The following is a 25,521-nucleotide window of genomic DNA, read 5'->3' on the forward strand; positions in this document are numbered from 1 at the left end:
ATCCTTCCCCTCGAATTGCCCCGCACCGCCCGCGGTTATCCGGTAAACTCTAGGCCCTGGAAGGGGCTTCGCAAGGGAGAACGCTGCGAAGGGCATTGTTATCAACGCGTATTGGCGCTTTTCCCGGGCATTGTGAGCGCCGGGGCTTCCGGTCGGACGCGGAATGTGATCCAACCGGGCTTGAGCGCGGGACGCGGCAAATTCCAGACACGACATGCGGACGGCAGAGGCGATGGCGCGGGAAAAACAGGGCGATTTCTATCCGGTACCGGTGATCGACAAGGGGGCCGGTCCGGGGCCGGTGGCGCGGCTCCTGATGTTCGGCGTGTCGCTGACCGTGGCGGCCTTCGCCTTCGTGATCTTCCGCGAACGGATCAGCGAATCCCTGCTGCTCGGCTTCCTCGGCCTGCTGGCGATGATCGGCGTGGGCTACCTGTTCGCCACCGTGACCGGCGTGGTGCGGGCCGCGCCGCAGTCGTCGGGCAATGACCTTGCCAAGGCCTTCATCGATTCCATGCCGCAGGGCATGATCATCACCGATGCCAAGCAGCGGGTGATCTACGCCAACCGCGCCTACGCGTCACTGACCGGCGCGACGTCGATTTCCGACATCCGGACATTGCGCAGCCTGCTGTCGACCAACCCGGAATCGGCCGAACCGGTTGCCCGCCTGACGCAAAGCCTGTCGGACGGGCAGGAGGCCGATGCCGAGTTCCGCCTGTCCACGCCGATCCGGCCGGGCGGGGAGCCCGGCGCGCGCTGGTACCGGCTGCGGGTGCGCCCGGTGACCATGCCGGGCCATCGCCAGCCCTTCTCGAGCTGGCAGATCGCCGACATCACGGCGGAACGGGCCGAGCAGGAGCGCTATTTCCAGGACCTGCAGCAGGCCATCGACCACCTCGACCACGCGCCGGCGGGCTTCTTCGCCGCCGACGAGGACGGCCGCGTGACCTACCTGAACGCGACGCTGGCCGGCTGGCTGGGCGTCGACCTGGCGCGTTTCGCGCCGGGGTCGCTGTCGCTGGCCTCCATCGTGGCGGGCGACGGCATGGCGCAGGTCAATGCCGTGAAGGCGGAGCCGGGGGCCATTCGCGATGCCGTCATCGATCTCGACATCACCACGGAAAACGGCGAGGCGCTGCCCGTCCGCTTCATGCACCGGGTGACCGCCAGCCGCGACGGGAAGCCGGGGCCGACGCGGTCGATCGTGCTCAACCGCGCCCAGGGCGACCACGCCGGGCTCGACGCGCGGGCCGCCGAGATCCGGTTCACGCGCTTCTTCAATTCCACGCCGATGGCGATTGCCGGGATCGACGGCGAAGGCCGCATCCTGCGCACCAACGCGCCGTTCCTGTCGCTGTTCTCCGGCATCGTGGACCGCGACACGGTGGACACGCATGCCACGCTGGACGCGGTGATCGCGCCGGACCAGCGCGACGACTTCGCCCGCGCGCTGGACGCGGCCAAGCAGGGCAAGGCCGAGATCGCGCCGATCGACACCACGCTGCCGGACGATCCGGAGCGGCACATGCGCTTCTACGTCAATGCCGTGGTGGACGGCGGCGGCGAGGAGGCAGAGGAAGCCGCGATCGTCTATGCGGTGGAGACGACGGAGCAGAAGGCGCTGGAAGCGCAGATGGCGCAGAGCCAGAAGATGCAGGCGGTGGGCCAGCTTGCCGGCGGCATTGCGCATGATTTCAACAATGTGCTGACGGCCATCATCATGGCCTCCGACCTGCTGCTCATCAATCACCGGGCGTCCGACCCGTCGTTCCCGGACATCATGAACATCAAGCAGAACGCCAACCGCGCCGCCTCGCTGGTGCGCCAGCTGCTGGCGTTCTCGCGCCGGCAGACGCTGCGGCCGCAGGTGCTGGGGCTGACGGACGTGCTGGCGGACCTGCGCATGCTGCTGGCGCGGCTGGCCGGAAACCAGGTCGACCTGAAGGTCGAACACGGCCGCGACCTGTGGCCGGTGAAGGCGGACCTCGGCCAGTTCGAGCAGGTGATCGTCAACCTGGTGGTCAACGCGCGCGACGCCATGCCCGACGGCGGTACGATCACCGTGTCGACGCACAACATGGAGGCCGGCGAGGCCGAGGCGGCGCGCTGGAAAGGCCTGCCGGAGGGCGACTACGTGGCCGTCGAGGTGGCCGACACGGGCACGGGCATCGAACCGGACGTGCTGAAGAAGATCTTCGAGCCGTTCTTCACTACCAAGGAAGTGGGCAAGGGCACCGGGCTCGGCCTTTCGATGGTCTACGGGATCATCAAGCAGACCGGCGGCTTCATCTATTGCGATTCGGAGGTCGGCAAGGGGACTCGCTTCACCATCCTGCTGCCGCGCCACGTGCCGGCGGAAGTGGCACCGAAGGCGGAGGGCGAGGCCGCGACCGCGCCGTCCACCGAGGCGCCGGCGCAGGCCAGGCAGACCCAGACCGACCTGTCCGGCTCGGCCACCGTGCTGCTGGTGGAAGACGAGGACGCGGTGCGCATGGGCAGCCTGCGCGCACTGACGGCACGTGGCTACACGGTGCACGAGGCCTCGTCCGGCATCGAGGCGCTGGACGTGTTCGAGGAACTCGACGGCGCGATCGACATCGTCGTCTCCGACGTGGTGATGCCGGAAATGGACGGGCCGACGCTGCTCGGCGAACTGCGCAAGCGCCGGCCGGACATCAAGTTCATCTTCGTCTCCGGCTACGCCGAGGAAGCTTTCTCCAAGAACCTGCCGGCCGACGCCAAGTTCGGCTTCCTGCCCAAGCCCTTCTCGCTCAAGCAGCTGGCGCAGACGGTCAAGGACATGCTGGAAAGCGACGACTGACGGCGGGTCCGTCCGGATCGTTCAAATGCGAGCGATGGCGGAAGGGGCCGGTTTACCGTGGTGCAAGAGCGGGGCCGGGAGGCGTGGCTGCGGCAACCGATCCTTAAGGCATGGCCCGCCAGCATGGCCGATCAAGACGGGGCAGATCGGGGACAACCATGCCGCTCGCATTCACGGGACTGTTCAAGCTGGCGCTGCTGACCAACGGCGTGGCCCTGCGCAAGCTGGCCGCGACCCCGAACGTTCCGGCGGCGCCGCGCTTCACCGCCGCCGATCTCGACCCGGCCAAGCTTGAGCCGGCGCCGATCCGGCCGGAATGGATCCTCGAGGGCGAGCCGGAAGCGCGCTGCGCCTACCTCGCCACGGGCACGCTCGGCTGGGGCAACACCGCGCACTGGTCGTGCACGGCGGGCAGGTTCCGCTGGCATTTCGGCTGGGACGAGACCGTTCTCATCCTGGAGGGCGAGGTGATCGTCACGGATGACGACGGCACGGTCTACCATGGCGTTCCGGGAACGACCCTGTTCTTCCCTGCCGGATCATCGGCGGTGTGGGACGTGCCGCGCTACGTGCGCAAGATCGCCTTCAACCAGCGCGCCGTGCCGCTGCCGCTGCATATCGCCGAGCGCGTCGCCGCCCGCGTGGCCCGCCTCGTCGGCCGCGGCTGACGGGGTCACGGCGCTCCCGGGCCCGGCACCTGCAACCTTGGCATCCCCGGGCATTTGCTGCCTCGCCATCCTTGTGCTTGTCCCGAGGACCCGGTTTCCATTTGGCGCGACATGACCCGGTGACGGGGTTGCTGCCCGGTTTTCCGGGGTTGGGCAGGTTGTGCACGGGAGGCGGGACGCAGATCAGCGGGCGACGAAATAGCGGGTTTCGCCCGCCTGCTGGCCGGTGCGGGCGCCGCCGGTTTCCACCAGCAGCGTGAGGATGTCGGCGACACGCCCGGCGCGGTTGCGGCCGCCGGAAAAGGCAGCCGAAATCTCGGCCGGCACGGCGGGCGAGGGTGCCTTGGCGAGCACGTCCTTGACGAGGCGGATCTGCTCGAAGGCGTCGGACGGCCAGGCCGGCCGGTTCCTGGCGGGCAGCACGATCAGGTCCGCCGCGGTCTGCTCGCCGTCGTCCGGGCGGGCCACTTTCGCGCCGAGCTTCGCGACCTGGTAATCCGGTCGCAGCCAGCGCACCAGCCCGCGCGCCTCTTCCGCCTGCCGCTCGACATTGAGCGCGACAAGGCGGGACAACAGCTCTTCCTCCGCGGCCTCCTGGTCCGCGCCCTTGTGGTTGCTCGGCATGGTGGCGCCGAGCCGGCCGACGAGCCGGCTGCCGAGATCCTGCCAGCCATAGGCCTCGAAGACGGCGCGGTCGATGCCGTCGTGAATCTCCTTCAGAACGCCGACGAGGCCGGCGTCGTAGATGGCGCGTTCGGCTTCGGTGAGCGGCGGCACTTCCGCCCCGGCCTCCAGCTCGCGAACGTGCTCCAGCACGTTGTAAAGGCCGGTCATGGTGAGGAACCGGTGCGCCGCGAGGCGCTCCTTGCGGAAGGCGTCGAGACGCTCGCCCAGGTCCTCCAGCCGCTGGCGCAGGGCCGGGTTGCTGTCGTCGGTGACGCAGGCTGGGAAGGGAAAGGGATCGAAGGTCTTTGTCTTCGAATAGCGAGGATCATTGCCGACGCCGAGCCAGCCACCGGACTGGATTGCCCAGTGAACATGAAGGCGGGACGACAGCACGGCCAGCGGTGTGGCGCCCTGCAGGCCGATGTTGACCAGCATGTTGTCCGGCAGAACGCTGGCTTCGAGGAACTGAAAGAAGCGGTGCTTGGCGGTTTCGATGGTCGTGATGTAGCGGGGCATGCCCGAAGTGAAATCCCTAAATTCGGTTCTGGTCCGGCCAAAGAGCCACCAGTTTTGTGAAATCCAAGCGTCGCGGTTTGCATCCCGCTCCGGTTTCACAGTGTCCAGCACATGCTGGTAAACTGCGGGAAAGCGCTGCTGCGCCTCCGCCGCCTCCAGCCCGAAGAGATCGATGACCATGACGCCGCGTGGCCGCTGGGCGATATCCCTGCCGTTCCGGTAGTCACGGATGTGCCTTTCAAGGCCGGCGATCCGGCCCAGGCCAAGGGCAAAGGCCTGCTGCGGCGTGACGATGAAGCCGGCACCATGAAGTTTGACGCCAGCGCTTGAGATTTCCTCATTCGCCATCATCGGCCTGGCCTCGGCCAGATCGGCGCCGACGGTCAGTTTCGCGGTGATCTTTCCCTCGCGCTTCTCCAGGTCCACCTGCGGCGTGTCGGTGTTCAGCCCGCTCTCGTGGCGCAGGGTGGCCAGAACGCCGGTGCGCTCGCCGCGTGCGGCCACCGTCATGGCGATGCGCACGGCGGCCTTGTCGGAGGCCTTCAGCCAGGGATGGTCGGGAACGGCGAAGACGAGACTGAGCGGGTCCTTCGCCGCGAGGTGACGCTCGATCACCCGGCGCGAGAAAGTCTGGGTGATGGAATTGGTGGTGATGAAACCGAAGCGGACCAGCGGATTCGCCTGCCTTGCCGTGCCCTTGCGGGCCAGCCGCGTGGCGGCCTCGTCCCAGAAATGCATGACGAAATCCGCTCCGCCGGGCATGTGCGGGCGGGCGGCCCAGCAGGCCTCTGCATAGCCGTCGCCCAGTTCGGCGCGCATGTCCTTGCCGCCGATGAAGGGCGGGTTGCCGACGATGAATTCCACCTCGGGCCAGGGCGCGGGGCGCGGGTTGGCATAGGTGTAAAGCGGGACGGTGGCCGCGGGGTCCGGCACCGGCTCGCCGGTGACCGGATGCGGCTTCGTGGTGATGCCGTCCCAGCGCGTGACCGGCCGGCCGTCGGCATCGCGCAGCAGCTCCCGCCGGTCGAAGGCGAGGATGGCGTCCTGCTGGCGGATGGTGCCATAGGCGTGCAGCACCGGCTCGGCGATGCCGTTCAGCCCCACGGTCTTCAATTGCCACTTGATGTAGCCGATCCACAGCACGAGGTCGGCGATGGGCACGGCGCGCGGGTTCAGCTCCAGGCCGTAGAACTGGCTGGGGTTGACCGTCTCGCCCTGGAAGCCGAAGCCGATGTCGGCCTCGGTGCCTTCCAGCGCCTCCAGCACCTCGCCCTCCAGCTTCTTCATCAGTTCCAGCGCGACGTAAAGGAAATTGCCGGTGCCGCAGGCGGGGTCCAGCACGCGGGTGGTGCAGAGCCGGTGGTGAAAGGCCGCCAGCTGCCGGCGTGCGGCGTCCAGCTTTCCTGCCGCGATCATTTCCTGCGCGGCCGATTGCGCCACCTCCCAGTCGGCGCGCAACGGCTCGATGATGGTGGGCACGACGAGGCGCTCGACATAGGCACGCGGCGTGTAATGGGCGCCGAGGCGCGACCGCTCGGCGGGGTCGAGCGCACGTTCCAGCAGGGTGCCGAAAATGGCGGGCTCCACCTCCGACCAGTCGCGCCCGGCGGCGACGGCCAGTTCGGCGATTCCGTCGCCATCCAGCGCCAGGGCGCGGCGGTCCTTGAACAGCGATCCGTTGAAGCGGCGCAGCGTGCCCATCAGGCGCGGCTCGTAGCCGCCCTCGTCCATGGTTTTCCAGAGGTATTCCAGCGCCGGGACGAAGTGTTCCGGCCGGTCCTTCAGTTCCAGCAACAGTTTTTCGAACGCCTTGTCGGGCAGCAGCTTCACGTCTTCGGCGAACATGGTGAAGAGGCAGCGCATGAGGAACTCCGCCACGTCCTTCGGGTCGTGCCGGCCTTCCAGCCGGCGGGCGACGCGGGCCAGCCGGGCGGCGATGTCGCGGGTCACCTCGGCGGAGCGGCGGGCAGGGTCCAGCGACAGCGGGTCGGTCCAGATGGCGGCGAGGCGCGCCTGCACCGCCGCGTCGCGCAGGTCGTCCATGGTGATGCGGAAGGAGCGGCGGTCCGGGAACTGGGCGTAGTTCTTTCCCTGGCCGGAGAAATCCGCGTAGACCTCGATGACGTGGCCGACGTCGACGATGAGCAGGAAGGGCGGATAGCCGTGGTCGACGGGCAGGGCGCGGGCATAGTCCTCGGCCTGCTTGCGCGCCGCCGCCATCACCCTGTCCCACTGGCGCGTGCCCTGGCGGGCATGGCCGGCCTTCACGCTGCGGCTTTCGGCTGGCAGGAGCTCGATCTGCGCGGTGCCGGTCTTCACCCGCTTGGCGGACTGCTTGGCCTCGAGGATGAAGCAGCCGCGCTTGTAGCAATCGATCCGTCCCGCCGTGGTGGAACCGTCGGCATGGCGGAAGGTGACGGCACGCTCGAAGACGTAGTCGTTGAGGCGGTTCTCCTCGGCCGCGAAATCGGGGTTCGGCAGGCCGAGCGCCGCGGTCAGCCGCTCGACGAACAATTGCGCATTGGCCAGTTCCGCGCCGCCCGATGCCGAGACCGCGGCAATGAGATGCTCCAGCTTCTCCTGATCGACCGGCATGCGCCCCCCGCTCCCCTTTCGGATGCGAGGGTAAAATCATGGGTAGCGGGAATGAAGCGGGTGCAATCTAAATTATGCGCGCCTGAATTGAAATTCCGGGACCCATGGCATGCGCTTGTTCGCCCGAGATGCCGTTGCGGTCAGGCGGTCAGCGCGGCGGCGATCTCGGCGGCCAGGCGGGCGTTGTTCTTCACCAGCGCGATGTTGGTGGCCAGGCTGCGGCCGCCGGTCAGTTCCACGATGCGGGCCAGCAGGAAGGGCGTGACCGCCTTGCCGGAGACGCCTTCAGCCTCGGCCTCGGCCTGCGCGGCGGCGATGTAGCCGGCCATTTCGCCGGCCGGGATCTCGTCTTCGGCGGGCACCGGGTTGGCAATCAGCATGCCGCCGCCGATGCCGAGCGCCGCGCGCATGGCCTGGAAGCGGGCAATGCCGGCGGCCGTGCCGATGGTGAGCGGCGCGGGATGGGGCGAGCTGCGCGACCAGAAGGCCGGCATGGTGTCCGTGGCAAAGCCGACGACCGGCACGCCGTTGGTTTCCAGCACTTCCAGCGTCTTCGGCACGTCGAGAATCGCCTTGGCGCCGGCCGAGACCACGATGACCGGCGTTGCCGCCAGTTCGGTCAGGTCGGCGGAGATGTCGAAGCTGTGTTCGGCGCCCTTGTGGACGCCGCCGATGCCGCCGGTGGCAAAGACGGCGATGCCGGCGCGCGCGGCCGCGATCATGGTGGCGGCGACCGTGGTGCCGCCGGTCGCGCCGGTGGCCATGGCGAAGGCGAGGTCGGCGCGGCTCAGCTTCATCGCGCCCCTGGTGCGGGCCAGCGCGTCGCGTTCGGACCGGGACAGGCCAACCTTCAGGCGGCCTTCCATGACCGCGATGGTGGCCGGGGTGGCGCCATGGGCGCGGATGATATCCTCCACGTCGCCAGCCATGGCGGCATTGTCCGGGAAGGGCATGCCGTGGGTGATGATGGTCGATTCCAGCGCCACCACGGGCCGGCGTTGCGCCAGCGCTTCGGCCACGTCCGGGGCGATGTCGAGCGGCAGGTCGGTCATGACGGGTTCAGCCTCCGGGTTTCATCAAGGCGGGTCTGGAACGGCGCGCCGGCGAGATCCGGAGCGGACGCGGATGTTTCCACCGCCAGGGCGGCGGCTGCAAGCCCCTCGATGGCAGCATCACGCAGGGTCTCGCCGCGCATCAGCGCTGCGATGGCGGCGCCGGTCAGGGCATCGCCGGCACCGGTCACGTCAACCGGGCGGACCGGTGGCGGCAGGAGCGTCGCGACCGTGCCGTGGTCGAGGAGGGTGAGCGGGCGGGGGCCGGCGGAAACGAGGGCGCGGACAAGGCCCAGGCCGGCGAGCGCGCGGGCCAGGTCGCCGCCGGAAGCGTCTGCGGGCAGCCCGGTCAGCGCCGCGGCCTCCGCGCGGTTGCAGAAAAGACAGGCGAGGCGGTCCATGAGGTCCGACCAGCGGGGCGCCTTGGCCGGCGATACCGCCATGGCGAAAAGCGGTTTCCCGTCGGCCATGCGTGCGAGGCGGGCCAGCGCCGGGGCGGGCACATTAGCATCGGCCAGCAGCGCGCTAGCGCCGGCGATTGCGTCGCGTACCGGGCGGCGGCGCAGCAGGCGCTCGAACACGATCTCGTAGAGCGCCATGTCGGCGAGGCCGAGGATCTGCTCGCCATCGCGGTCGAGGATCGACGTGTAGGACGGTGTCGCGCGGTCGAGGAAGGTGGCGGACAGGTCCTGCAGGTGCGAGGCGGCAACCGCGTCGGCGACGATGCTGCCGGCGCCATCGCCAGCGCGGGCCGACAGAAGGGCTGCCGCGATGCCGCGCGACACGACGGCGCGCGCGGCATTGAACGCGCCACCGCCGATGGTTTCGCGCAGCGTGCCGGGATTGGAGGCGCCCGCTACGTAGGGCACGGACAGGCGGCCGCGCCGGTCGACATGGGCACCGCCAATGGCCAGCAGGCGGGGGCGATCCGCCTCCGTCACCGGCGTCCGCCCGTTGCCGTGCTGCCGGACCGCCGGGGTCGCGAATCGCCTGGCCCCGCAAGCGGGTGCAACGGCGCGCCAGGACCGCAGGAATTCATCACCGGCTTTTCCTCCGCCGCTGTTCGACGATACGGGAACATAATTTGAACATCCTTGTTTTTCAACGCTTTCACCACCTTGAAAAATGAGAACAAATGGCGTACAAATAATTCACGGCGTTGCGGCGTCCGGTCGTTCAAGTCGGGGAACAAGGTGGTATATCATGGCGCAGAATTCATTGCGGCTCGTTGAGGACAAATCGGTGGACAAGACCAAGGCACTGGATGCTGCGCTTTCGCAGATCGAACGGGCGTTCGGCAAGGGCTCGATCATGCGGCTCGGCCAGAACGAACAGGTCGTGGAGATCGAGACAGTGTCGACCGGCTCTCTCGGCCTCGACATCGCGCTGGGCATCGGTGGCCTTCCCAAGGGCCGAATCATCGAGATTTACGGGCCGGAAAGCTCGGGCAAGACCACGATGGCGCTGCAGACCATTGCCGAAGCCCAGAAGAAGGGCGGCATCTGCGCCTTCGTGGATGCCGAGCATGCGCTGGACCCGGTCTATGCCCGCAAGCTGGGCGTGGACCTGGAGAACCTGCTGATCTCGCAGCCGGACACGGGCGAGCAGGCGCTGGAAATCGCCGACACGCTGGTCCGCTCCGGCGCGGTCGACGTGCTGGTCGTCGATTCGGTGGCGGCGCTGACGCCGCGCGCGGAGATCGAGGGCGAGATGGGCGATTCGCTGCCCGGCATGCAGGCGCGGCTGATGAGCCAGGCGCTGCGCAAGCTGACGGCCTCGATCTCGCGCTCCAACACGATGGTCATCTTCATCAACCAGATCCGCATGAAGATCGGCGTCATGTTCGGTTCGCCGGAAACGACCACGGGCGGCAACGCGCTGAAGTTCTACGCCTCGGTCCGGCTCGACATCCGCCGGATCGGCTCGGTGAAGGACCGCGACGAGGTGGTCGGCAACCAGACCCGCGTCAAGGTGGTCAAGAACAAGATGGCGCCGCCCTTCAAGCAGGTCGAGTTCGACATCATGTACGGCGAAGGCGTGTCGAAGATGGGCGAACTGATCGATCTCGGCGTCAAGGCCGGCATCGTGGAGAAGTCCGGCGCCTGGTTCTCCTACAATTCCCAGCGGCTCGGCCAGGGGCGCGAGAATGCCAAGCAGTTCCTGCGCGAGAACCAGGAAGTGGCCAGCGAGATCGAGTTGGCCCTGCGCCAGAACGCCGGCCTGATCGCCGACCGGTTCCTCGAGGACGGGGAAGACGGTGGCGACGCCAGCGACGAGGCGAGCGGCATGTGATGCCCGGGCCGGCCTGGCGGGTGCCGGGCGGGCCGACAGGGAAGACGGATCGGACCGCCGGCCGGACAATGGCCGGCGGCTTTTCGCGTCTGCCGCTTCAAAGCGCACGGGCATTCTGGACAGCGTGATTGACGAAAGCTAAAAGGCGGTTTCTTGAAGCCCGCCACATGGCGGGCGCCCTTTGTTTGCAGGACAGGAACCATGAGTGGCGTAAACGAAATCCGGTCGGCTTTCCTCGATTTCTTTGCCAAGAACGGACACGAGGTCGTTGCCTCGAGCCCGCTGGTTCCGCGCAACGATCCCACGCTGATGTTCACCAACGCCGGCATGGTGCAGTTCAAGAACGTCTTCACCGGGCTTGAGAAGCGGGATTACAGCCGTGCAGCGACGTCGCAGAAATGCGTGCGCGCCGGTGGCAAGCACAACGACCTCGACAATGTCGGCTATACCGCGCGCCACCACACCTTCTTCGAAATGCTCGGAAACTTTTCCTTCGGCGACTATTTCAAGGAAGAGGCGATCCGCCTTGCCTGGGACCTGATCACCAAGGAATTCGCGCTGCCGAAGGACCGCCTGCTGGTAACCGTCTACCATACCGACGACGATGCCGCGGCCCACTGGAAGAAGATTGCCGGGCTGTCCGACGACCGGATCATCCGCATCGCGACATCCGACAATTTCTGGGCCATGGGCGATACCGGCCCCTGCGGCCCGTGCTCGGAGATCTTCTTCGATCACGGCGACAAGATTCCCGGCGGACCGCCCGGAAGCCCGGACGAGGACGGCGACCGGTTCATCGAGATCTGGAACCTTGTCTTCATGCAGTACGAGCAGGTGACCAAGGCCGAGCGGGTCGAACTGCCGCGGCCCTCGATCGACACCGGCATGGGGCTGGAGCGCGTCGCCGCGGTGCTGCAGGGCGAGCACGACAATTACGACATCGACCTGTTCAAGGCCCTGATCCGCGCCTCGGAAGAGGCGACGGGCGTGGAAGCCGAGGGCAAGTTCCGCGCGAGCCACCGGGTCATCGCCGATCACCTGCGGGCTTCCAGCTTCCTGATCGCCGATGGCGTCCTGCCCTCGAACGAGGGGCGGGGCTACGTGCTCCGGCGCATCATGCGCCGCGCGATGCGCCATGCGCAGCTCCTCGGTGCGCAGGATCCGCTGATGTGGCGGCTGGTGCCGGCGCTGATCCGGGAGATGGGTCAGGCGTACCCGGAACTCGTTCGCGGCAAGGACCTGATCACGGAGACGCTGAAGCTGGAGGAAAGCCGCTTCCGCAAGACGCTGGCCCGGGGGCTGTCGCTGCTCGAGGACGCGACGGTGGATATCTCGACAGGCGGGGAACTGGATGGCGAGACCGCCTTCAAGCTCTACGATACCTACGGCTTCCCGCTCGACCTGACGCAGGATGCGCTGCGCCAGCGCGGCATCGGTGTCGATACCGACGGCTTCAGGACCGCGATGGAACGGCAGAAGGCGGAAGCGCGGGCCAATTGGGCCGGTTCCGGCGAAGCGACCACCGAGGCGGTCTGGTTCGGGCTGCGCGAGAAGCTCGGCGCGACGGAGTTCCTCGGCTACGAGACCGAAAGCGCGGAAGGCGTCGTCCTTGCGCTGGTCCAGGATGGCAAGTCCGTTGCGGAAGCGAAGCAGGGTGACAGCGTTGCCGTCATCGTGAACCAGACACCGTTCTACGGCGAATCCGGCGGCCAGATGGGCGATACCGGGCTGATCAAGGGCGACGACTTCCTGGTCCGCGTGACCGATACGCAGAAGAAGGCCGACGGCCTGTTCGTGCATGTCGGGACAGTGGCCGAAGGGACGGTGCGCAGCGGCGACGAGGTCGAACTGCTGGTCGATTCGTCGCGCCGGTCGCGCTTGCGGGCGAACCATTCGGCGACCCACCTCGTCCACGAAGCGCTGCGGGAGGTGCTTGGTACCCACGTGGCCCAGAAGGGGTCGCTCGTGGCGCCGGACCGCCTGCGTTTCGACTTTTCGCACCCCAAGCCGATCTCGCAGGACGAACTGGACAGGATCGAGGACATCGCCAACGAGATCGTGGTGCAGAACGCGCCGGTCTCCACGCGCCTCATGGCCGTCGATGACGCGATCGCCGAAGGCGCCATGGCGCTCTTCGGGGAGAAATACGGTGACGAGGTGCGGGTCGTGTCCATGGGCACGGCGCTGCATGGCGACAAGGCCGGCAAGGCCTACTCGGTGGAACTGTGCGGCGGGACCCATGTCCGTGCCACCGGCGATATCGGGCTGGTTCGGCTGGTCGCGGAGAACGCGGTTGCCGCGGGCGTGCGCCGTATCGAGGCGCTGACGGGCGAGGACGCCCGGCGTTACCTCGACGAGCAGGACCGGCGCGTGCGCGAGATGGCGGCGGCGCTGAAAGTTGCGCCCGCAGACGCCGTGGCGCGGCTGGAGTCCGTCCTGGACGAGCGGCGCAAGCTGGAACGGGAACTCGCCGAGGCCCGGCGCAAGCTCGCGCTCGGCGGCGGCGGCTCGGACAACGGCGGTGCCGAGGACATTGGCGGCATCCGTTTCATGGGCCGGGTCGTCGAGGGGGTTTCCCCGAAGGATCTCAAGCCGCTGGCCGACGATGGCAAGCAGACGCTGGGAAGCGGCGTCGTCGTCTTCGTGGGCAAAGGCGAGGATGGAAAGGCCAGCGTCGTCGTGGCCGTGACCCAGGACCTCACCGAACGGTTCTCGGCCGTGGACCTTGTCCGGCTGGCGTCCGAAGCGCTGGGCGGAAAGGGCGGCGGCGGGCGGCCCGACATGGCGCAGGCCGGCGGTCCGGATGCCTCGAGGGCCGATGCCGCCATCGCGGCGGTCCGGGGTGCCCTGTCGGCCTGACCCGCGGCCATTTTCAGACTGACCTGTCATGCCAGGCGTCGCCTTCGCGGCGCCTGGTTTTTTGTTCCGGTGGGTCGCCGGGCCAACCGGGCGGGCGGTGATGGCTCCCCGACCGGCCGCAGGCCAGACTTCGCATCGACACCGCGACACGATCCGTCCGGAACAACGGTCAGGCAGCTGACGGTTGCGTGTCGCTCAGGCAGATGGAACGTGATGTCGGGGAAAGGCCCTGAAAGGGCGCGCTGCCGAAGACCGGGGGCGGTGGCAACGGCAGCGCTTCACAACGAAGCCGGATGTGTGCGGTGACCTCGTCGTGCAGTCGGCAATAAACAATGAAACACTAATAAATTCCAGTGCAAATTCATGCGGAAGTCAAAAATGAATCTCATTTTCCGCATTTTCGGAAATGCCTGTTGCAGCTTGGCGACTGCCGCCGCCCCGGCGGGCCGAAAATGCCGGGTCGAGGCGGGATTTTCCGCCGAAAAACCGGACCGCTTGCGAATCAGCCTGCGGGATTCCGTTGCGTAAACAGATATTTGCCCTGTCACATGGCAGGTGCTCGCCGGTGATTCGGTTGTTGCCTTCATTGCCGGAGAACGCGCCACGCGACGCGGTGTGCGTAAAATCCAGGCAAAAGAAAACCGGCGCCCGGGCGCCGGTTTTCGCATGTCATATCCAGATCGGACGTGCCGCTCAGGCCATGGCCTTCTGCAGGTTCTCGTCGATCTTGTCCAGGAAGCCGGTCGTGGACAGCCACGGCTGGTCCGGACCGATCAGCAGGGCGAGGTCCTTGGTCATGTATCCCGATTCGACCGTGTTGACGCAGACCTTCTCCAGCGTGTCGGCGAAGCGGGCCAGTTCGGCGTTTCCGTCCAGCTTGGCGCGGTGGGCGAGGCCACGGGTCCAGGCGAAGATCGAGGCAATCGAGTTGGTCGAGGTTTCCTCGCCCTTCTGGTGCTGGCGGTAGTGACGGGTCACGGTGCCATGGGCGGCTTCCGCTTCCACCGTCTTGCCGTCCGGCGTCATCAGCACGGAGGTCATCAGGCCAAGCGAGCCGAAGCCCTGGGCGACGGTGTCGGACTGGACGTCACCGTCGTAGTTCTTGCAGGCCCAGACGTAGCCGCCGGACCACTTCAGCGAAGCGGCGACCATGTCGTCGATCAGGCGGTGCTCGTACCAGATCTTGGCTTCCTTGAACTTCTCGACGAACTCGGCCTCGTAGATCTCCTGGAAGAGGTCCTTGAAGCGGCCGTCGTAGGCCTTCAGGATGGTGTTCTTGGTCGACAGGTAGCAGGGCACCTTGCGCTGCAGGGCGTAGTTCATCGAGGCGCGGGCGAAGTCGCGGATCGAGTCGTCCAGGTTGTACATGGCCATGGCAACGCCGGAGCCCGGTGCCTGGAAGACCTCGTGCTCGATCTCGGTGCCGTCGTCGCCGACGAACTTGATCGTCAGCTTGCCCTTGCCGGGGAAGCGGAAGTCGGTGGCGCGGTACTGGTCGCCGAAGGCATGGCGGCCGACGATGATCGGCTGGGTCCAGCCCGGCACGAGGCGCGGCACGTTCTTGCAGATGATCGGCTCGCGGAAGATGACGCCGCCCAGGATGTTGCGGATGGTGCCGTTCGGCGAGCGGTACATGCGCTTCAGGCCGAATTCCTCGACGCGGGCCTCGTCCGGCGTGATGGTGGCGCATTTGACGCCGACGCCGTATTCCTTGATGGCGTTGGCAGCGTCCACCGTGATCTGGTCATCGGTCTCGTCACGCTTCTCGATGCCGAGATCGTAATACTTCAGATCGATGTCGAGATAGGGATGGATCAGCTTTTCCTTGATGAACTGCCAGATGATCCGGGTCATCTCGTCGCCGTCGAGTTCGACAACGGGGTTGGCCACCTTGATCTTCGCCATGGGATTTCCTCGTATTGGAGATGCGGCCGGAAGCCGCGGTTCGGACGGGAGTAAAAGTGTGGCCCCTATAGCACCAGCATTCGCCAAGGCAAAGTCATGCTCTAGGCGCATGCCGGGGAAAACGCCTCGCATGGCGAAAAAGGAGGAAGAACGGGCATGAGCATACGGTTTTCACAGGCGGATCTGCCCGCCGGGCGCTTCCATTTCGCCGAGGCGGGAGAGGCCGGCAGGCCGCTCCTGCTCTGCCTGCACGGGTTTCCGGAATCCTGGCTGGCCTACGAGGCGGTGATGCCGCTGCTGGCGGAGCGCTTCCATGTCGTTGCGCCGGACCAGCGCGGGTTCAACCGCTCGCCCAAGCCGGAGGGTGTCGAGGCCTACCAGGCGCGCTACCTGGTTGCGGACATGTTCGCCCTGGCCGACCGCCTGTCACCGGAACAGCCGATCACGCTCACGGGGCACGACTGGGGGTCGGCGGTCGCCTATGCCATGGCCTTTACGCGGCCGGAGCGCATCGCCCGGCTGATCGTCGCCAATGGCGTCCATCCCTGGTGCTTCCAGAACGCCATCGTCAACGATGCCGGCCAGCGCGCCGCCAGCCAGTACATGACCAGGCTCAGGGCGCCGGATGCGGCCGGGTTGCTTGCCGCGAACGATTTCGAGAAGCTGATGAACATGATGGCCGGCTTTTCGGCGACGGGCTGGCTGACGCCTGCCTTGCAGGCGGCCTACAACGCGCAATGGCGCGAACCGGGCGCGCTGGAAGCCATGCTGAACTGGTATCGCGGCTCGCCCATCGTCGTGCCGGGACTGGAGGAGACGGCGGTGGCTGCGCCGCTGCTCGCGGCGCCCGAGGATGCGATGCGGGTGCGGATGCCCCACCTCGTGCTCTGGGGGCAGGAGGACATCGCGCTGACGCCGGCCTGCCTCGGCGGCCTGGAGCGTTTCGCCGCGGATCTTTCCATCCGGCCGGTCGACGGTGCCAGCCACTGGATCCTGCACGAGCAGCCGCAGCGGGTGGCGGCCGAAATCCTGGCCTTCGCGGCGTCCTGATCGCGAAGGCTTTGACCGGACGCCGGTTTCAGGCTAACGCGGGCGCCATGGCTGGAACAGACAGACATCAGGATCTCATCGCCGACGGCCCGGTCGTCGTGCTGGTCGAACCGCAGCTTGGCGAGAACATCGGCATGGTGGCCCGCGCCATGGCGAATTTCGGCCTAGCGGAGCTTCGGCTCGTCAATCCGCGTGACGGGTGGCCCTCGGAGAAGGCGCGGGCGGCGGCCAGCAAGGCAGACCACGTGATCGACGGCACGCTGGTGTTCGACACGCTGGCGGAGGCCATTGCCGACATGGAATTCGTCTTCGCGACGACGGCACGGCTGCGCGACGGGTTCAAGACCGTGCGCGGACCGGTGGAGGCCTGCCGCATGCTGCGCCCGCGCCACGCGGCCGGGCAGCGCACGGCGATCCTGTTCGGGCGCGAGCGGTTCGGGCTGTCGAACGAGGAAGTGAGCCTGGCCGACGAGATCGTGACCTTCCCGGTCAATCCCGCCTTCGCATCGCTCAACATCGCCCAAGCGGTGCTGCTGATGAGCTACGAGTGGATGAAGAGCGGGCTGGAAAGCGAAACCTGGACGAATTTTTCCGGTCCGGAGATGGAGCCGGCGCGGCGCGGGCAACTGGTCAGCTTCCTCGGCTATCTCGAGGAGGCGCTGGACAAGCGGGGCTATTTCCGGCCGCCGGAAAAGCGGGCCAAGCTGGTGGACAACCTGCGCGCCGTGTTCACGCGGCCGGGCTTCTTCGCCCCCGAGATCGACGTGCTGCGCGGCATCGTCACCTCGCTTGACAAGTTCACGCCGGACCGGAAACGTGGCGACGGACCGCCGGAACGCTGACAGGTCCCAGGGACGCGGTGGCAGGCATGAGCGGGACGATCCTCTTTTTCGACAGCGGCATTGGCGGGCTTTCCGTGGTCAAGGAAGCGCGCGTGCTGCTGCCCGATCACCGCTACATCTACGTGGCCGACGATGCGGCCTTTCCCTATGGGGCCTGGCAGGAAGAGGCGCTGAAGCGGCGCATGACCGAGCTTTTTGCCACGCTGCTGGAGCGCTGGAAGCCCGACGTCGCGGTGATCGCCTGCAACACGGCCTCGACGCTGGCGATCGACCACCTTCGCGCCGTCTTTCCCGAACAGCCTTTCGTCGGCACGGTGCCTGCCATCAAGCCGGCGGCCGAGCGCACGGCCTCGGGGCTTGTCTCCGTGCTGGCGACACCCGGGACGGTGAAGCGGCAATACACCCGCGACCTGATCGCCAAGTGGGCCTCGAAATGCCACGTGCGGCTGGTCGGGTCGGAGAACCTGGCGCAACTGGCCGAGACCTACATGCGCACCGGGTTCGTGGACGAGGCGAAGGTGCGCGCGGAAATCGAGCCATGCTTCATCGAGCGTGACGGCAAGCGCACCGACATCATCGTGCTGGCCTGCACGCATTATCCCTTCCTGGTCAATCGCATGCGCAAGACCGCGCCGTGGCCGGTGGACTGGATCGACACGTCGGAAGCGATTGCCCGGCGCGCCCTGGCGGTCCTGGAAGGGCAGGGCAATGGCCATCCGCCGGCGGGCGAGGCTTTGCCGGACATGGCCCATTTCACATCCGGAAACCCGGACCCGGCGCTGGCCCGGCTGATGCGCGGTTTCGGCTTCGCCACCTCCGGCTGACTGGCCGGAAGCGCCGGCTTTTTCGTCCGCCCGCCAGAAAAGCGTCATCGGCCCTTCATGAAGCGATCCTAGCTTCGCGGCCGGTTTCAAGACCCGTTTCGCGAAGGAAAATGACGATGCTCAAACATGTCCTGATGATGACCACGACGCTGGCTGTCCTGCCGGCCGCCGCCCATGCCGCAGACCTGGCATTCGCGCCGGTGCCGGTTCCGCAAACGGATGCGGCCAAGCGGGCCGTCCAGGCCTCGCCGTCGGTCACGATCGACGGTACCGAGCACAAGATCGGTTATCACGTGCTGTACCGCTCGGGCGACATGGGGGCCGGCACGCTGATCGACGCGAAGGGCAATCCAGTCATGAATGACGACGGAACGCCTGCCGTTTCGGACTCGGCCGATTTCACCTCGCTGCTGCCGCGCGGCGACCGGCTGTTCAGCGTCACGCATTTCGAGGCGCGGCCCGGTGCGATGTATCTCAGCGAACTGAAGCAGGATGCCGACGGCACTCTGACCGTGCTCTCCAGCAAGCCGATCGATTTCTCCTCCGTTGGCGGCCTGTGGGTGCCCTGTGCCGGTTCGGTGACGCCCTGGGGCACGCATCTCGGTTCGGAGGAATACCCGGCCGACGCCCGCGCCATCGAGGCCGCGACGTCGCTCGACGAGATCGACGATTACACCAAGCCGATGGTGCGCTACTTCGGCGTCGATCCCGACACCATGTCGCTGGATGATTTCCGCACCGCCTACAACCCGTACCGCTATGGCTTCGTGACGGAGATCGCCGTGTCGGATGACGGCGAAGCCACGCCGCACAAGCACTACGCGGCCGGGCGTGTCGCGGTCGAACTGGGCTACGTGATGCCGGACCGGAAAACGGTCTACATTTCCGACGACGGCACCAACGTGGGCCTGTTCCGCTTCGTCGCGGACAAGGAAGACGACCTGTCGTCCGGCACGCTCTATGCCGCCAGGTGGACGCAGACCTCGGCCGACAATGGCGGTGCGGCAGACCTGTCCTGGGTCGATCTCGGCCACGGCGATGACGCCTCGGTGCGCAAGCTCATCGACGACGGCATTTCCTTCTCCGACATTTTCGAGACGGCCGACATCGCCGATGACGGGTCCTGCGGCGACGGCTTCATGGCCTCCAATGCCGAGGGCCGCTCTGAATGCCTGAAGGTCAGGGACGGCATGGAACTGGCCGCCTCGCGGCTGGAGACGCGCCGTTACGCCTCGATGATGGGTGCGACGACCGAGTTCCGCAAGATGGAAGGCATCACCTTCAACCAGGCCGACTCCAGGCTCTATCTCGCCATGTCGGAGGTCGAGCGCGGCATAGAAGACAATGCCAAGGGCGGCAAGGCGACCGACAAGTATGACAAGGGCGGCCGCAACGACATCAGGCTGGAAGCTAATGGTTGCGGCACGGTCTACGAACTCGACATCGACGGGTCGATGACCGCCACGGCCATGCGCGGCCTGGTGTCCGGCAAGCCGACCCGGTACGAGGACGGTTCGCCCTACGCCGGCAACAGCTGTGATATCGACGGCATTGCCAACCCGGACAACCTGACGTTCATCAACGGCACGCGCACGCTGATCATCGGCGAGGATACCGGTTCGGGCCACCAGAACGATGCGATCTGGGCCTACAATATCGACAGCAAGGACCTGACCCGCATCGAGACCACGCCCTACGGTTCGGAGACGACCTCGCCCTACTGGTATGGCGATATCAACGGCCATGGCTACCTGATGAGCGTCGTGCAGCATCCCTACGGCGAATCCGACGAGGACAAGCTGGACGATCCGGCCGATGCCCGCGCCTATATCGGCTATGTCGGTCCGTTCCCCGCGATCAAATGACCGTCATTGCCTGATGGATTGACGACATCACGGGCCGGCGCAGCCACTGCGCCGGCCCGCTTGCTGTCCGGAGAACTGCCGGTTCAGCCTTTCACCCAGTCGAAGGCGCGGCGCAGTTCCGCCGTACCGCCGGTCTCGAACCACTTGCCGTGGGCGATGACGATGCGCTCGGGATCGCAGGCGATCATCCAGTCGATCACCGGGCGCAACTGCTCGTGATGGCCGCGGAAGGTGGCGCGCAGGTCGCGCGGGGCGCGGCCGTGGGGCGCCATGACGCCGATGAGCCGGTACATGAACCGCGCCAGCCAGCCATGCAAGCGCTGATCCTCGAAGTTCTCGATCAGGTCGGCCAGGATCAGCGTGCGCGATGGCCTGTGGAAGAACACCACCTCGTTGAGGATGGAACTGCCGCGGGCGATGCGCTGGTCGATCACCCCGGCCCATTCCGGCGGCGGCGTGTCGGCCAGGTCGTCGGTAAAGGCGACGTCCGAGCGCTTGCGGACGCCGGGCGAAGCCCAGGTGCGGGCTTCGGGGAAATGCTGCGACCACGGGCCGATCGAGACATGGTGGATCAGGTTGGGCGAGACGATGTGGCGCACCGGGCCGAGCGCGGCGATCGCTTCGGCCAGCGCCTCGTCCGGGTGGGTCGGCGAGTGCAGCCAGATGCCGCCATCGGGCAGGCGGACCACGGTCATGCGGGTCGGGAAGGGCCACTTGACGGGGATGCCGTAGCCCCATTTCAGCACCGGGCCGTCGACGATCCATATGTTTTCGGCGACGGGTTTGAGCACATCGAGCGGTTCGTAGGGATCGTAACTGCCGGTCATGTCTGCCTCCCGTTGCGGTCAGGTTGGCAAGCGATGATGACAAGTGCAAGGCGCGGCATGTCGCGGCCGTTCTTCCGCGTCTCCACGCAGGGGCGGGGGCGCGTTCAGCGGTTGAGAATCAGGGCCGAGCCTGTCACGACGAGTGCGGCGCCGATCCATGCGCCGGCGGCAGGCCGTTCGCCGGTACGGATCCAGAGTAGCGGCAGGAGAAGCGCCGGGGTGGTGGCGGAGAGGATCGAGACGATCCCCACCTTGCCGCCCGACAGCGCGAAGAGAAGCAGGGTGACCCCGAGCGCCATGCCGATGATGCCGGATGCAGCGGTGAGGCCGAGCAGCGTCCATGTCCATTGCGCCCGCTGGCGGGCGAACGGCGCGCCGGTTGCCATGACGAGGGAGAGCGCGGCTGCGGCCACGCCGATGCGCAGCGTGGACGCCACGACCGGGTCCATGCCGGCGGCCATGACCGGGCGCGCGATCAGCGAGCCTGCCGCTTGCGAGAGCGCGGCCGCCAGTCCGAAGGCAATGCCGGCCCAGAGCGGCCCGCGGACATGTTCCCACTGATGCAGCTGCGATGGCCGCTTGCCGTAGAGAATGGCAAGCGTGACACCGGCAAAAACGATGGCCATGCCGATCAAGGTCCAGTGCGACAGCACTTCGCCGAGCACGAGCCTGCCGAGAATGGCGGAGATCGGGGCATTGAGCGAGAACAGGATATTGGACCGGCGCGGACCGAGCCGGTTCATGGTGGCGAAGAGGGCTGTGTCGCCAAGGAATATGCCGACGAAGCCGGACAGCACCAGCAACCAGGCATCGTCCACGGCAAGTCCCTGCCAGCCGCCGGTGACGGTCAGCCAACCCGCCAGAAGGACAAAGACGATGGTCATGCGGGCGCGCACGAAGGCAATCGGCCCCAGCGCCTGCGCGGGAACAGGCGATATGACACTGGTCAGGGCCCAGGTGAAAGCGGTGGCGAGCGCAGCCAGTTCGTAGATCATGAAAGGAATGTCCGGCGCCAGGGTTGGCGGCGGGGCTTATAGCGGCTGCGGGGCGCTGGTGGAAGCGGCCAGACGGGCAAGCGCGCTCAGCCTTGCGACACGAGGCTTGACATGGACTGCGCCAGGGCCTAGTGAACCGCCAGCGCCGGGCCGAAATGCCCGGTGTTTCATTTGACATGTCCCGTGGATCTTGTCCGCAAAGCGTGCGTGGAAGATCCTGTCAGGGAGCAAAAAAGGCTCCCAGAGGAGGGCGTGTTTCCTTCATCCGGTGCGTGAAGCGCCGGGTGTATCACTTTGAAAGGGAATGCGATGAGCAAGCGCGAATCCGCCAAGTACAAACTCGACCGCCGTATGGGCGAAAACATCTGGGGCCGCCCGAAGTCCCCGGTCAACAAGCGTGAATACGGTCCGGGCCAGCACGGCCAGCGCCGCAAGGGCAAGATGTCCGACTTCGGTGTGCAGCTGCGCGCCAAGCAGAAGCTGAAGGGCCACTACGGCGACATCTCCGAGAAGCAGTTCCGCGCCATCTATGACGAGGCCGTGCGCCGCAAGGGCGACACGCCGGACACCCTGATCGGCCTGCTGGAATCGCGCCTCGACGCCATCGTCTACCGCGCCAAGTTCGTTCCGACGATCTTCGCCGCGCGCCAGTTCGTCAACCACGGCCACGTGATGGTCAACGGCAAGCGCACGAACATCCAGTCCTACCGCTGCCGTCCGGGCGACGTCATCGAGGTCCGCGAGAAGTCCAAGCAGCTCGCCCTGGTGATCGAGGCCACGCAGCTCGCCGAGCGCGACGTGCCGGACTACATCGACGCCGACCACAACAAGATGGTCGCCACCTTCGCCCGCATCCCGGGCCTGGCCGATGTGCCCTACGCCGTGCAGATGGAACCGAACCTGGTCGTCGAGTTCTACTCGCGCTGATGGTTTGCCGGTTTCCGGCTATTGCGAAAGGCGGTCCACCCGGGCCGCCTTTTTCGTTTCCAGAGCGCGTCAGGTCCATCGCGGTGGCTGACAGGCGCGCCCGATCCGTCTATACGGGCGGCAAGCAGACATGATCCAGCGAGTTCCCGACATGACCGAGCCCTGCAAGCTGTGCGGATCGACCCGGCACGAGACCGTGTCCACCAAGGACCGGCACGGCAAGCCGCTGACGACGATCCTGTGCCTCGGCTGCGGTATCATCACCAACGACCCGATCCCCAGCGACGAAGACCTGGCGGCGTTCTACCGCACCGACTACCGCAAGGACTACAAGGGGGCGGACAAGCCGCGCATGCGGCAGGTCTGGCGCAATTTCCAGAGGCTGGAACGGCATGTGCAGGCCAATCGCGACGTCTATGCCGGGCGGAAGCGCTTTCTCGATCTCGGTTCCGGATCGGGCGAGTTTTCCTTCCTCGCCAAGCGGATGGGCATGGAGTGCCAGGCGGTGGAACCGAACGAGGCCTATGCCGCCTACAGTCGCGACGAACTGGGCCTCGACGTGGCCACGCAGACCCTCGAGGAGACCGTGTTCGCCGACGGTTCCTTCGACCTGATCCGGCTGTCACACGTGCTGGAACACATGCGCGACCCGGTGCGCTCGCTGTCGGTGCTGCGCCGCTGGCTGAGCGACGACGGCGTGCTCTACATCGAGGTGCCGAACATCGAGCAGGAAGCCGCGCTGAAGATGCACGGCAAGATGTTCCACTTCGGCCACATCTTCAACTACAACCCGGGGACGCTGCGGCTGGCTGCCGGCCTGGCGGGGCTGGAAGAGCTTCCAGCCGTGCGCGAGCGCAACGCGGAGACCTGCGGCACCTTCTTCGTCAAGGCGCCGGCGTCCTTCGTGCTGCCGGTGGACCTGGAGGCCAACGCGCGGCGCATGAAGGCGGCGATGGATGCCCACAACGCGCGCCGCCTGCCGAAACCCAAGGACGGAACCGCGCTTGGACGCTTCATCGCCATCAACCGGCAGCGCCTGTCGGAGGTGATGGCCGCGCGCCGGTTCGCCACGCACCGCCAAATCGCCGACCATTTCGGCAGCCGGATCTGACGGGAGCATCTCCATGACGGTTCACTCCGACATCGCGGAGGATGACAGCGCGACCTGCCACCCGCTCTTTGCCGGCATCGAGACGTCGGTGGAATTCAACAAGCTGCGCAAGCGCCTGTTGCGCCAGACCCGGCAGGCGATCGAGGACTACGGCATGGCGCGGCCCGGCGAACGCTGGCTGGTGGCCCTGTCGGGCGGCAAGGATTCCTACGGCCTGCTGGCCGTGCTGATGGACCTGAAATGGCGCGGCCTGCTGCCGGTCGACCTGCTCGCCTGCAACCTCGACCAGGGCCAGCCGAACTTTCCCAAGCACATCCTGCCGGACTGGCTGACGGCCAACGGGATCGAGCACCGGATCGAATACCAGGACACCTATTCGGTGGTGACCGACAAGCTGCCGCAGGGCGCGACCTATTGCTCGCTCTGTTCGCGCTTGCGGCGCGGGCATCTCTACCGCATCGCGCGGGAAGAGGGGTGTTCAGCGCTGGTCCTGGGGCATCATCGTGAGGACATCCTGGAAACCTTCTTCATGAACCTGTTCCACGGCGGCCGGCTGGCGGCCATACCACCGAAACTGGTCAACGACGAGGGCGACGTGGAGGTGCTGCGGCCGTTGGCCTTCTGCGCCGAGGCGGACCTGGAGAAGTTCGCGCGCCACATGGCCTTTCCGATCATTCCGTGCGACCTGTGCGGCAGCCAGGACGGGCTGCAGCGCAATGCCATGAAGGCGATGCTCACCGACATCGAGGCGCGCATGCCCGGGCGCAAGGACACGATGATCCGGGCGCTGACAACGGTCCGCCCAAGCCATCTCCTGGACCGGACGCTTTTCGACTTCGCCGCGCTGGCGGCCCATCCCGTGAAGGATTCATGATGCGGTTTTCCGATACCGACCTCGACTGGCTCGTCGATTGCCTGGAGCGTGCCGCGCAAGCGGAGATCCTGCCGCGGTTCCGCCATCTCTCCGACAGCGATATCCGCGAGAAGACCTCCGGGTCCGACCTCGTGACGGAAGCCGACGTGAATGCCGAGCGGTTCATCACCGCCGAGCTTCGCGACCGCTTCGACGGGGTGCGGGTCGTCGGCGAGGAGGCCGTGGCCGCCAATCCGGACCTCCAGTACGGCTGGGCCGGTGAGGGCCTCGCGGTGACGGTGGACCCGGTCGACGGCACCTTCAACTTCGCCTCGGGTGTCACGGTGTTCGGCGTCATGGCCGCTGTCGTGCTGGACGGCGAGACGGTGGCCGGCGTGATCCACGACCCGGTCGGCGGCGATACCATGGTCGCCGCGCGTGGTGGCGGTGCCTTCGTGCGCCGCGAAGGCGCAGCTGCCCGGCGGCTGAAGGCGATGGATGCCCTGCCGGTCGAGCAGATGATCGGCTCGGTCTCGTGGCAGTTCGCCGAACCGGGGCTCAGGGCCCGGCTTGCGGCCAATCATACCCGGTTCCAGGCACCGGTCTGCTACCGCTGCGCGGCCCAGGATTATCGCATGCTGGCGGACGGCCACATGCATTTCGCCTTTTATTCGAAGCTCACCCCCTGGGATCATCCGGCGGGGGTCCTGATCCACCAGGAAGCGGGCGGCCACGTCGCCAAGATGGACGGGACGGTCTACCGGCCAGACGATCTGGACGGCCACCTGCTGGCGGCGCCGGATGCCGAGAGCTGGACGCTGATCCGGGATACGCTGCTGGCCGGCTGAAC

General features: G+C 66.8%; 19 protein-coding genes. 12 read left to right on the plus strand and 7 right to left on the minus strand.

Translation table 11 applies throughout. The annotated features are described in order from the left end of the window. Nucleotides 1–232: 232 nt before the first annotated feature. Both cckA and CSC94_RS13080 read left to right on the plus strand, forming a co-directional pair. Complete coding sequence (gene cckA, locus CSC94_RS13075; protein ID WP_099306907.1) at nt 233–2,824, plus strand: cell cycle histidine kinase CckA; 2,592 nt, start codon at nt 233–235, stop codon at nt 2,822–2,824. A gap of 158 nt (nt 2,825–2,982) precedes the next feature. Next, on the plus strand, nt 2,983–3,492 hold the full coding sequence (locus CSC94_RS13080) for a cupin domain-containing protein (protein WP_099306795.1): 510 nt from the start codon (nt 2,983–2,985) through the stop codon (nt 3,490–3,492). Nucleotides 3,493–3,675: 183 nt separating this feature from the next. Here the strand turns inward: CSC94_RS13080 and CSC94_RS13085 are convergent, their stop codons facing one another. From CSC94_RS13085 to CSC94_RS13095, 3 genes are all read right to left on the minus strand, one after another. Then, on the minus strand, nt 3,676–7,269 hold the full coding sequence (locus CSC94_RS13085; RefSeq protein WP_099306796.1) for a class I SAM-dependent DNA methyltransferase: 3,594 nt from the start codon (nt 7,267–7,269) through the stop codon (nt 3,676–3,678). A 140-nt stretch (nt 7,270–7,409) separates the two neighbouring features. Next, the gene (locus CSC94_RS13090) at nt 7,410–8,321 is read right to left on the minus strand and encodes a pseudouridine-5'-phosphate glycosidase (protein WP_099306797.1); all 912 of its coding nucleotides are present in this window, start codon (nt 8,319–8,321) and stop codon (nt 7,410–7,412) included. Beyond that, nucleotides 8,318–9,262 (minus strand): carbohydrate kinase family protein, encoded by a 945-nt coding sequence (locus CSC94_RS13095; RefSeq protein WP_099306798.1) that lies wholly within the window; start codon nt 9,260–9,262, stop codon nt 8,318–8,320. The genes CSC94_RS13090 and CSC94_RS13095 overlap by 4 nt, the downstream gene beginning before the upstream one ends. Nucleotides 9,263–9,524: 262 nt before the next feature. Between CSC94_RS13095 and recA the strand changes: the two genes are divergently transcribed. Further along, complete coding sequence (recA, locus tag CSC94_RS13100) at nt 9,525–10,613, plus strand: recombinase RecA (RefSeq protein ID WP_099306799.1); 1,089 nt, start codon at nt 9,525–9,527, stop codon at nt 10,611–10,613. A gap of 201 nt (nt 10,614–10,814) precedes the next feature. Further along, complete coding sequence (alaS, locus tag CSC94_RS13105; protein ID WP_099306800.1) at nt 10,815–13,472, plus strand: alanine--tRNA ligase; 2,658 nt, start codon at nt 10,815–10,817, stop codon at nt 13,470–13,472. A 278-nt stretch (nt 13,473–13,750) separates the two neighbouring features. On the opposite strand, the gene CSC94_RS24255 is transcribed toward alaS, so the two are convergent. Beyond that, nucleotides 13,751–14,140 (minus strand): hypothetical protein, encoded by a 390-nt coding sequence (locus CSC94_RS24255; RefSeq protein WP_133122896.1) that lies wholly within the window; start codon nt 14,138–14,140, stop codon nt 13,751–13,753. A gap of 25 nt (nt 14,141–14,165) precedes the next feature. Next, on the minus strand, nt 14,166–15,377 hold the full coding sequence (locus CSC94_RS13110; protein ID WP_099306801.1) for an NADP-dependent isocitrate dehydrogenase: 1,212 nt from the start codon (nt 15,375–15,377) through the stop codon (nt 14,166–14,168). A gap of 156 nt (nt 15,378–15,533) precedes the next feature. Between CSC94_RS13110 and CSC94_RS13115 the strand changes: the two genes are divergently transcribed. From CSC94_RS13115 to CSC94_RS13130, 4 genes are all read left to right on the plus strand, one after another. Next, entirely contained in the window at nt 15,534–16,427 is an 894-nt protein-coding gene (locus CSC94_RS13115) for an alpha/beta fold hydrolase (protein ID WP_099306802.1), read from the plus strand. A gap of 47 nt (nt 16,428–16,474) precedes the next feature. Beyond that, complete coding sequence (locus CSC94_RS13120) at nt 16,475–17,269, plus strand: RNA methyltransferase (RefSeq protein ID WP_099306803.1); 795 nt, start codon at nt 16,475–16,477, stop codon at nt 17,267–17,269. A 26-nt stretch (nt 17,270–17,295) separates the two neighbouring features. After that, the gene (gene murI / locus CSC94_RS13125; protein WP_099306804.1) at nt 17,296–18,093 is read left to right on the plus strand and encodes a glutamate racemase; all 798 of its coding nucleotides are present in this window, start codon (nt 17,296–17,298) and stop codon (nt 18,091–18,093) included. Nucleotides 18,094–18,209: 116 nt separating this feature from the next. After that, nucleotides 18,210–19,958, plus strand: coding sequence for a PhoX family protein (locus tag CSC94_RS13130; protein ID WP_205853305.1), 1,749 nt, complete (start codon nt 18,210–18,212; stop codon nt 19,956–19,958). Nucleotides 19,959–20,041: 83 nt separating this feature from the next. On the opposite strand, the gene CSC94_RS13135 is transcribed toward CSC94_RS13130, so the two are convergent. Both CSC94_RS13135 and CSC94_RS13140 read right to left on the minus strand, forming a co-directional pair. Further along, a complete protein-coding gene (locus CSC94_RS13135; RefSeq protein ID WP_099306805.1) occupies nt 20,042–20,785 on the minus strand; it encodes a DUF4336 domain-containing protein in 744 nt (247 codons plus the stop codon). Between the two features lie 104 nt (nt 20,786–20,889). Further along, the gene (locus tag CSC94_RS13140; protein WP_099306806.1) at nt 20,890–21,780 is read right to left on the minus strand and encodes a DMT family transporter; all 891 of its coding nucleotides are present in this window, start codon (nt 21,778–21,780) and stop codon (nt 20,890–20,892) included. 309 nt (nt 21,781–22,089) lie between these two features. Here CSC94_RS13140 and rpsD point away from each other — a divergent pair, with 309 nt between their 5' ends. The 4 genes from rpsD to CSC94_RS13160 all read left to right on the plus strand — a co-directional run bounded on the left by rpsD (nt 22,090) and on the right by CSC94_RS13160 (nt 25,519). Further along, a complete protein-coding gene (gene rpsD / locus CSC94_RS13145; RefSeq protein ID WP_099306807.1) occupies nt 22,090–22,707 on the plus strand; it encodes a 30S ribosomal protein S4 in 618 nt (205 codons plus the stop codon). A gap of 130 nt (nt 22,708–22,837) precedes the next feature. After that, nucleotides 22,838–23,818, plus strand: a complete 981-nt coding sequence (locus CSC94_RS13150) for a class I SAM-dependent methyltransferase (protein WP_099306808.1) — start codon at nt 22,838–22,840, stop codon at nt 23,816–23,818. A 13-nt stretch (nt 23,819–23,831) separates the two neighbouring features. Further along, nucleotides 23,832–24,692, plus strand: coding sequence for a tRNA 2-thiocytidine(32) synthetase TtcA (ttcA, locus tag CSC94_RS13155; protein ID WP_099306809.1), 861 nt, complete (start codon nt 23,832–23,834; stop codon nt 24,690–24,692). Beyond that, the gene (locus tag CSC94_RS13160; protein WP_099306909.1) at nt 24,692–25,519 is read left to right on the plus strand and encodes an inositol monophosphatase family protein; all 828 of its coding nucleotides are present in this window, start codon (nt 24,692–24,694) and stop codon (nt 25,517–25,519) included. Before ttcA ends, CSC94_RS13160 begins: the two co-directional genes overlap by 1 nt. The last annotated feature ends 2 nt before the right edge of the window (nt 25,520–25,521 follow it).

Origin of the sequence: Zhengella mangrovi, from assembly GCF_002727065.1 — a bacterium.
GTDB lineage: Bacteria > Pseudomonadota > Alphaproteobacteria > Rhizobiales > Rhizobiaceae > Zhengella > Zhengella mangrovi.

What these genes read in the sequence shown, in the direction of transcription:
- CSC94_RS13150 (WP_099306808.1), top strand. Translation starts at nt 22,838, where the DNA reads ATGATCCAGCGAGTTCCCGACATGACCGAGCCCTGCAAGCTGTGCGGA.
- alaS (WP_099306800.1), top strand. Translation starts at nt 10,815, where the DNA reads ATGAGTGGCGTAAACGAAATCCGGTCGGCTTTCCTCGATTTCTTTGCC.
- CSC94_RS13110 (WP_099306801.1), bottom strand. Translation starts at nt 15,377, where the DNA reads ATGGCGAAGATCAAGGTGGCCAACCCCGTTGTCGAACTCGACGGCGAC.
- CSC94_RS13090 (WP_099306797.1), bottom strand. Translation starts at nt 8,321, where the DNA reads ATGACCGACCTGCCGCTCGACATCGCCCCGGACGTGGCCGAAGCGCTG.
- CSC94_RS13115 (WP_099306802.1), top strand. Translation starts at nt 15,534, where the DNA reads ATGAGCATACGGTTTTCACAGGCGGATCTGCCCGCCGGGCGCTTCCAT.
- ttcA (WP_099306809.1), top strand. Translation starts at nt 23,832, where the DNA reads ATGACGGTTCACTCCGACATCGCGGAGGATGACAGCGCGACCTGCCAC.
- recA (WP_099306799.1), top strand. Translation starts at nt 9,525, where the DNA reads ATGGCGCAGAATTCATTGCGGCTCGTTGAGGACAAATCGGTGGACAAG.
- CSC94_RS13130 (WP_205853305.1), top strand. Translation starts at nt 18,210, where the DNA reads ATGCTCAAACATGTCCTGATGATGACCACGACGCTGGCTGTCCTGCCG.
- CSC94_RS24255 (WP_133122896.1), bottom strand. Translation starts at nt 14,140, where the DNA reads ATGCGAAAACCGGCGCCCGGGCGCCGGTTTTCTTTTGCCTGGATTTTA.
- CSC94_RS13160 (WP_099306909.1), top strand. Translation starts at nt 24,692, where the DNA reads ATGCGGTTTTCCGATACCGACCTCGACTGGCTCGTCGATTGCCTGGAG.
- CSC94_RS13120 (WP_099306803.1), top strand. Translation starts at nt 16,475, where the DNA reads ATGGCTGGAACAGACAGACATCAGGATCTCATCGCCGACGGCCCGGTC.
- CSC94_RS13085 (WP_099306796.1), bottom strand. Translation starts at nt 7,269, where the DNA reads ATGCCGGTCGATCAGGAGAAGCTGGAGCATCTCATTGCCGCGGTCTCG.
- murI (WP_099306804.1), top strand. Translation starts at nt 17,296, where the DNA reads ATGAGCGGGACGATCCTCTTTTTCGACAGCGGCATTGGCGGGCTTTCC.
- CSC94_RS13080 (WP_099306795.1), top strand. Translation starts at nt 2,983, where the DNA reads ATGCCGCTCGCATTCACGGGACTGTTCAAGCTGGCGCTGCTGACCAAC.
- CSC94_RS13140 (WP_099306806.1), bottom strand. Translation starts at nt 21,780, where the DNA reads ATGATCTACGAACTGGCTGCGCTCGCCACCGCTTTCACCTGGGCCCTG.
- CSC94_RS13135 (WP_099306805.1), bottom strand. Translation starts at nt 20,785, where the DNA reads ATGACCGGCAGTTACGATCCCTACGAACCGCTCGATGTGCTCAAACCC.
- rpsD (WP_099306807.1), top strand. Translation starts at nt 22,090, where the DNA reads ATGAGCAAGCGCGAATCCGCCAAGTACAAACTCGACCGCCGTATGGGC.
- cckA (WP_099306907.1), top strand. Translation starts at nt 233, where the DNA reads ATGGCGCGGGAAAAACAGGGCGATTTCTATCCGGTACCGGTGATCGAC.